Genomic DNA, 6,707 nt, shown 5'->3' on the forward strand with positions numbered 1-6,707 from the left:
TACCAGGGTATCTAATCCTGTTTGCTCCCCACGCTTTCGTACCTGAGCGTCAGCCCTCGTCCAGGGGGCCGCCTTCGCCATCGGTATTCCTCCAGATCTCTACGCATTTCACCGCTACACCTGGAATTCTACCCCCCTCTACGAGACTCTAGCCTGCCAGTTTCAAATGCCGTCCCCAGGTTGAGCCCGGGGATTTCACATCTGACTTAACAGACCGCCTGCGTACGCTTTACGCCCAGTAATTCCGATTAACGCTCGCACCCTCCGTATTACCGCGGCTGCTGGCACGGAGTTAGCCGGTGCTTCTTCTGCGGGTAACGTCAATCAATGGCGCTATTAACGCCATTGCCTTCTTCCCCGCTGAAAGTGCTTTACAACCCGAAGGCCTTCTTCACACACGCGGCATGGCTGCATCAGGGTTTCCCCCATTGTGCAATATTCCCCACTGCTGCCTCCCGTAGGAGTCTGGACCGTGTCTCAGTTCCAGTGTGGCTGGTCATCCTCTCAGACCAGCTAGGGATCGTCGCCTAGGTGAGCCATTACCCCACCTACTAGCTAATCCCATCTGGGTTCATCCGATGGTGTGAGGCCTAAAGGTCCCCCACTTTGGTCTTGCGACATTATGCGGTATTAGCTACCGTTTCCAGTAGTTATCCCCCTCCATCGGGCAGATCCCCAGACATCACTCACCCGTCCGCCGCTCGCCGGCAAAGAGGAAAGCCTCTTCCCGCTGCCGCTCGACTTGCATGTGTTAGGCCTGCCGCCAGCGTTCAATCTGAGCCATGATCAAACTCTTCAATTAAAAGCTTGATGTTCAAAGAATTAAAACTGGTATTCGTATGAATATTCGTTTGTTCACTCTTCTTCAAGACTTGATATTTCGTGTGTCGATATCGTCTCGTGAATGCCCACACAGATTGTCTGATAAATTGTTAAAGAGCGTAAACCGGGAGGTATTTTCCCTACTGGTGCGGGTGGCGTATACTACAATTTTCCTCTTTATAATAAACCTGTTATTTTCCAGTAGTGGGACACCTTCCTCTAGCTGATCCGGTTATGTTCCCGGCCAGTGAAGACGCATTATAGGGGTTTTGGCCCTTAGGCAACCGCTATTTTCGTCAAATGATACCGTTTGCTGCTTTCCACAGCAAATACTGGCTTATTACTACTTTCACACAAACTCATCCGCAACGAAGGGTGTGGGAACAAAATTTAGTGAGCATCGCGCAGCCGTTCTTGTTTCGGGAAAATTCTTCTTATCCGAGTCGAGTGACTACAGACGAATAATGCCACCTCGACATTGCCTGACAACGCCAGTTAACGTCATTGCTATTCATAATCAGGGGTCATTTGTCATGAAAACTACCACGTCCTGTTCTTTGCGCTCTGCTCAGCGTCTCCAACAAAACCGGTATTCTGGAGTTCGCCCAGTTCCTGTCCGTCCCAGCACAGCGTTGAGTTATTTTCCACATGCGCGAGCATAATATTGCACTGATTGATGTGTGGTGGTTAACCTTTATCCATTTTCCGACGCGGTGTTACGCGCAGACTGTACCTATGAAGAGACGGTTGAGAATATTGATATTAGTGGCCTCACCATGTACGCTCCGCGGCTAAGAACTATAAAGATGTAGTGATGTGGTCAACAGCACCGACTATCCCTATCACACGGTGCTCGCGGAAATGGACAGTCACGGCTGCTCGTTCATCCTGGAAACCCGATTCGACTTCACTATCAAAGCATTTGAACATACCGCCGCCTATGACAGTATGATTGCTAATTATTTTAGCAGCTAGGTACTGGCATGTCATAGAGACACACCAAGCAGTCTTCTGGCCGCTTCCCGCAGTACCTTCCACCTCGACTTTATCATGAAACAGGACGTATGCTAAGGCGAAAACAGCCACTAATTGGCGGCGTTTTATACCGATTCGGAGACGCATGAAGCGCCGGCGTCCACTGTACAGCCAAGCTATAGAAGAAGGTCTTGTCTTATAGTAAGATCGGCGACACCGATACGGCACTTGAATTCGTGAAGACCTTCACCGAGGCAACTTGCTTCATTGTTAATCACGCCAATCCCTGCGGTGTGGCTACGTAGCCACCGGCGATACCTTGCTGGCAGCTTATGATCGCGCCTACCAGACCGACCCAACCTCCGCTTTCGGTGGTATTATTGCCTTCAACCGACTGCTGGACGCCGATATCACCAAAGCGATCGTGAGCTGCCAATTGGTGGAGGTGATTATCTCCGCAGCTGTCGACGATTACGCCCTGGCTGTGCGTGCTAGCCGGTAAGAAAAATGTACGGGTACTGACTGGCCTGTGGCCGCTGGCAGCAGCCGGGATTGGATTTTAAACGGGTTAAAAATGGCCTATTGGTGCAGGAGCGCGATGTGGGTATAGTGAATATGCAGGATTTGCAGGTGGTTACCGAACTCCAGCCGACAGAGGCGGGAATGCGCAATGCGCTGTTTTGCTGAAAAGTAGCGATATTCGTCAAATCTAATGCGATCGTTTATGCCTACGAGCAGCGGGCCATCAATTATTCAGTATTGGCGCCGGGAAAATGAGCCGTGTTTACTCGGCATAAATCGCTGGAATCAAGGCGGCGGACGAAGGTCTAGACGTCAAGGGATCGGCGATGACTTCTGACTCCTTCTTTCCGTTCCGCGACGGTATCGACGCTGAGGCAGTAGTGGGCGAACACTGTTGTGTCATTCAGCTGAGCGGGTCGATTCGCGATAACGAAGTCATCTCAGGTGCCAATGAGCATCATCTCCGTGATCTTTACCCATATCCGTAATTTCCACCATTAAACCTAGAAGTCAGTTCGCCATGAGTATTTTATTATCAGCAACGGCAGACGTGAACACGCCCTGGCCTGGAAAGCCGCGCGATCGAAACTTGCCGACAACGTACACGTCTTGCCCGGCAATGCTGGCTGCGCTCGCTGGAGCAGGCACTCAAAATATGAATATTGCCGCTACTGATATTCCGGGCGCTGGTAGCCTTTGCCTGAGAACGTCATATCGGGCTGACCATCGTTGGATAAGAAGCGTTGCTGGTGAAGGGGAAGTGGATGCTTTCCGCACTGCGGGCCTTGAGGATTTTCGGCCCAGTGCAAGCCGCCGTGCAGCTGGAGGGTTTTAGGGCCTTTAGCAAATACTTCCTTGCCCGTCACAGTATTCCCACCGCATGCTATGAGAATTTTACCGAGGTCGCGCCAGTATTGGGTTATGTGTGCCAGCGAGACACACCGATCGTTATCAAAGCGGACTGTCTGGCCATACGGGCAAAGGCGTGATTTCCGCTATGATGCTGATGGAAGCGGAATCCGCCTTGAATGATATCCTTGCTGGCAATAGCTTTTGGCGATGCGGGGCATCATATCGTCATTGAAGAATATTTCGACAGTGAAGGGGTCAACTTTATTGTCATGGTAGACGGTAAACATGTGCTGCCGATAGCCACCAGTCAGGATTACAAACGCGTTGGTTGTGGGGATACCGGTTCGAATACCGGCAGAATAGGCGCTTATTCACCGGCGATGGTCGTGACTGATGAGGTGCATCGCAGGCTAATGGAGCAGGTTATTTGGCCAACAGTGAAACGGATGGCAGCGGAGGGGATGTTACGCCGGTTTCCTGTATCCCGGCCTGACGATAAGCCCTGAATTACCAGCCGAAAGTTATTGAGTTCAACTGCCGCTTCGGCGATCCGAAAACCCAGCCTATTATGTTGCGCATGCGATCCGATCTGGTCGCCTACTGCTTGACGGCCACCGAAGGCCTTTTGGACGAGGAAACGTCAGAGTGGGATGAACGGCCGGCGCTGAGGGACGACCATTGCCAACGCTCATACCCGGGCTTATCGCGTGGCTAAGCCCGTCCATTGGCGCGACTGTTTTTGCCACCGCGATATCGGCTATCGCGCTATCGCTCGCAAAGCCTAAACCCTCTCACGGGGAAGAGGTCTCAGAGTGGTCCCGCTACGGCGTCCTTAAGATCGTCTTCATTCGGCTGACAACAGCAGAAACTTTCATTGGAGACCATCAGCAACTGTGTATCTTCTGGTGCTTTTCCAAGCAGGCAATTCCCAATTCTCCCGACGCGTTGCAGGTATGGACGGCAAGCCAATCCGTGGCATGTACATCAAAATCTGGCGTCGCCGGTCCCCCCGCTTTGGCAGAGCGTAATCACACCATTATGCCAAATTCCCTTCTTTAACTGGACGTGGCAGGCGTACAGCGCCTGGCCGATATCCAAAAGCACGAGGCAGACCTCGAACGCATACAGCGCCGCCTCGTCATCGCTAAGGAATTCCTACCGCTGTTCGCGCTCGCGCTGCATGAAACTTAGCTTGTCCTGCTGATCGAAATAAAGCTGTATCGTTTTAGGTCGCTCTCCGCTCTGCTGTCGACGGATCTGACGCACTTCGCTGCTGTATTAATAGCGGGCGGGTCCACGACCGTATCAGCGCCGCTATAGTGGCTGTAGACACTTTCAAGCGTTACGCGCTCGCTGGCGGGTATCATCTTTTTACGCCAAAGACAAACTGGCGCCGCGGTTGGTGATATAATCGGTGGTAGTAAACGCGGGGTGTTTGATGGTAGCTACATGCCGTCAGCATCAGAGCTATAAGGCCTATCCGACCACAGAGCCGTAAAGATAAAAGGGGCATGATCGCCCCTCTGCTTATTGTTTTCACCTGCACACTGCGTTTATTTAACGGCATCTTTCAGTGCCTTACCAGAAACAAAGGCAGGTATATTAGCAGCTGCGATTTTAATTTCTTTGCCAGTCTGTGGATTGCGACCAGTGCGTTCGCTACGATGATTAATTTTGAAAGTGCCGAAACCAACCAATTGTACTACATCACCCTCTTTAAGAGACTCGGTAATTGCTGCCAAAGTGGATTCTAGCGCCGACTTCGCTTGTGCTTTAGAAAGATCAGCTTTATCAGCAATTACATCAATAAGTTGAGTCTTGTTCATATGTTATCCTTACAGTGTGTTTATCGCTTGCTGAGCATCAAGTGCGACGGACATGCCGATTGACAGCACTCTCCTGCATACACGCACCGATAGCCACTTTTTTCACGCTCTCCAAATGTAGACCAGATAGGGTGCTAATGTGAAGTCTTATAGACCAGTAAAACTGGTGTTAAATCACGTTTTTCTGCCTTATTGCTGCAAATTTATCCCAATATTGCTAATTCCGGCCTCTCGCCTATAGATCGTGCGCAGTCCTTTGTAAATTGAATGTCGTGTTCTTCGTTTTCACTGGCCGCCAATAAACGGTAAATTTCCTACTACACATCCTATTCCTTTCTCAATGGCCGGCAATGCATTAAGATCTTCTTCGGTTATTTCCCGTTCCGTTCCGCTTAGATCATTTCCACTATCACCACGCTATGAAATAGACGTCTCGCTTACCGGCGATGGCATTCACTAACGTTTCTCCGCTCAAGTGAGGATGAAGAAGTTCACTTAAGGCGACACAAGCATCTATCACGGGATAAACACCGTAAAAATTATAATCATCAGCAGCCAGAATCGCTTCCTCAAGTTTTTCCAGCTGCAAATAGAATTTTCCTTAGCATCTTTTACTACTAGTCTGTCTCCCAGACGAGATCTTGAATGCAGTGAAAAATCACTGCGTCGCCAAAGTTGGTTTGCAGACAAAATAACTGGTAGTTAGGATACATGTGCTCACAGAAGGAAGCCATAAACGTGATATGTTGCCAGCTTTCCAATTTTTTCAAGCGCAAATGTATCGGATTACGTAATATTGGGCGTCCCATTACCCTTTATATTGTGGGCAGTTTACCTGAAATTAGCGCCAAGCCATACTCTAAAAAGAGAAAAGTCCGCTTCGTCCCCGCCCCTATTGCCAGCACTGAAATGCCGTGTGGCTCGATGCCACCGTATCATCCCAGTGCGTCGGCTCTAGCAAGCAGTAGTCGTGCATGCAAAGTTGCACCTAATACATGGTCGATTCTAGTCTCACCCGATGGCCAGTGGAAATAAATAGCGGATTGCATCACAGTTTTCTACGCCGCCACGCCCAGACGCCGTAGATGCGAAATGCCATGACCGTCCGCCAGCAGTAAATCCGGACGGCGGCCAAGCTTGTCCCAAGCTGCCAGCAGCACTGGACATTTGCGAAACAACAAAAAGTCGAGGACATGAGGCATCTTAGTGGCGACACACGCTACCTGATATTCCAAGAGCTCCAGAGACGGAAAGTGCAGCAGGGTGATGGCGTCGCGCGTGACCTCGCCCCTTGCTCAAAGCCGACATCAGTGCAGGCGATAAGCGCTGGCTGGGTTAAAATCGAAATCGTCGTGGCATATAATTTTTCCCGTCGTGGCTATCTGTTCGGCCCACAACAGCGCTGCGATATCCATGTCTATGTCCTAATGGTGATAGTGCTGCGACAGCCGGTGTACCGCCTCAACGAAATGGCCCGCATGCGCCGGCTGCACATCCTGATGAATGCCGTGCCCGAGATTGAAGATATGCCCCTCGCCTCGGCCGAAACCGTCTAGAATAGCAGCCACTTCGCGCTCGATTCGCGCCGGTGAGCCGTAGAGCACTGACGGGTCCATATTCCCCTGCAATGCTACCTTGTCGCCAACCCGACGGCGTGCGTCCGCAATATCAATGCTCCAGTCAAGGCCGAGCGCATCGCAACCAGTGGCG

General features: G+C 50.9%; 5 protein-coding genes, 1 rRNA gene and 4 pseudogenes. 4 read left to right on the plus strand and 6 right to left on the minus strand.

Annotated elements, in window-relative coordinates; all coding sequences use genetic code 11:
* A 16S ribosomal RNA gene (locus BG74_RS05095) occupies positions 1 to 802 on the minus strand; the annotation flags it as partial.
* A gap of 668 nt (positions 803 to 1,470) precedes the next feature.
* Between BG74_RS05095 and purH the strand changes: the two are divergent.
* From purH to BG74_RS18885, 4 genes and pseudogenes are all read left to right on the plus strand, one after another.
* Positions 1,471 to 2,820 (plus strand): annotated as a pseudogene (gene purH, locus BG74_RS05100) (bifunctional phosphoribosylaminoimidazolecarboxamide formyltransferase/IMP cyclohydrolase); the annotation flags it as partial.
* A gap of 60 nt (positions 2,821 to 2,880) precedes the next feature.
* The gene (locus tag BG74_RS16880; protein ID WP_244267317.1) at positions 2,881 to 2,994 is read left to right on the plus strand and encodes a Rossmann-fold NAD(P)-binding domain-containing protein; all 114 of its coding nucleotides are present in this window, start codon (positions 2,881 to 2,883) and stop codon (positions 2,992 to 2,994) included.
* Positions 2,995 to 3,083: 89 nt separating this feature from the next.
* Positions 3,084 to 3,677 (plus strand): annotated as a pseudogene (locus BG74_RS16885) (hypothetical protein).
* A 559-nt stretch (positions 3,678 to 4,236) separates the two neighbouring features.
* Positions 4,237 to 4,362: a hypothetical protein gene (locus tag BG74_RS18885; protein WP_256364218.1), complete on the plus strand. Its 126-nt coding sequence runs from the start codon at positions 4,237 to 4,239 to the stop codon at positions 4,360 to 4,362.
* Here BG74_RS18885 and BG74_RS19630 read toward each other — a convergent pair.
* The 5 genes and pseudogenes from BG74_RS19630 to BG74_RS16890 all read right to left on the minus strand — a co-directional run.
* Positions 4,327 to 4,437 carry a DUF1481 domain-containing protein gene (locus BG74_RS19630; RefSeq protein WP_187202666.1) on the minus strand — a complete coding sequence of 37 codons (111 nt, stop codon included), beginning with the start codon at positions 4,435 to 4,437 and terminating at the stop codon, positions 4,327 to 4,329. The genes BG74_RS18885 and BG74_RS19630 overlap by 36 nt on opposite strands.
* Positions 4,438 to 4,724: 287 nt before the next feature.
* Complete coding sequence (gene hupA / locus BG74_RS05110; protein ID WP_066597067.1) at positions 4,725 to 4,997, minus strand: nucleoid-associated protein HU-alpha; 273 nt, start codon at positions 4,995 to 4,997, stop codon at positions 4,725 to 4,727.
* Positions 4,998 to 5,186: 189 nt separating this feature from the next.
* Positions 5,187 to 5,794 (minus strand): annotated as a pseudogene (locus BG74_RS05115) (YjaG family protein).
* A gap of 95 nt (positions 5,795 to 5,889) precedes the next feature.
* Positions 5,890 to 6,412: pseudogene (locus BG74_RS05120) on the minus strand (endonuclease V).
* Between the two features lie 9 nt (positions 6,413 to 6,421).
* Positions 6,422 to 6,707 (minus strand): uroporphyrinogen decarboxylase family protein (locus tag BG74_RS16890; RefSeq protein WP_305809574.1); only part of this gene is annotated, 286 nt, incomplete at its 5' end.

Origin of the sequence: Sodalis-like endosymbiont of Proechinophthirus fluctus, from assembly GCF_001602625.1 — a bacterium.
GTDB lineage: Bacteria > Pseudomonadota > Gammaproteobacteria > Enterobacterales > Enterobacteriaceae.